The organism is Streptomyces sporangiiformans (assembly GCF_005768555.2).
GTDB classification, from domain to species: domain Bacteria; phylum Actinomycetota; class Actinomycetes; order Streptomycetales; family Streptomycetaceae; genus Streptomyces; species Streptomyces sporangiiformans.
Genome location: NZ_VCHX02000185.1, coordinates 1 through 539, shown reverse-complemented (window position 1 = coordinate 539; position 539 = coordinate 1). Strand labels below are relative to the sequence as shown.

Genomic DNA, 539 nt, shown 5'->3' with positions numbered 1-539 from the left:
GTGGCGTCGGGCCGGGTGTCGTATGTGTTGGGGCTTGAGGGTCCTGCGGTGACGGTGGATACGGCGTGTTCGTCGTCGTTGGTGGCGTTGCATCTTGCGGTTCAGGCGTTGCGTGCGGGGGAGTGTGATCTGGCGCTGGCGGGTGGTGTGACGGTGATGTCCACGCCGGGTGCGTTTGTGGAGTTCAGTCGGCAGGGGGGTCTGGCGGCGGATGGGCGGTGCAAGGCGTTCGCGGAGGGTGCGGATGGTACGGGGTGGGGTGAGGGTGTGGGTGTGCTGCTGGTGGAGCGGTTGTCTGATGCGCGCCGTCATGGTCACCCGGTGCTGGCCGTGGTGCGTGGTTCGGCGGTGAATCAGGATGGTGCGTCGAACGGGTTGACGGCGCCGAATGGTCCTTCACAGCAGCGGGTGATTCGGGCGGCGTTGGCCAGTGCGGGGTTGTCGGCGTCGGATGTGGATGCGGTGGAGGCGCATGGGACGGGGACGGCGCTGGGGGATCCGATCGAGGCGCAGGCGCTGATCGCCACCTATGGGCAGGG

Annotated in this window: 1 protein-coding gene; it reads left to right on the top strand. The window is 67.9% G+C overall.

Annotated features, from left to right (window positions below; genetic code table 11):
• On the top strand, positions 1-539 hold a 539-nt coding region (locus tag FGD71_RS34800), incomplete at both ends, for a beta-ketoacyl synthase N-terminal-like domain-containing protein (RefSeq protein ID WP_140936012.1).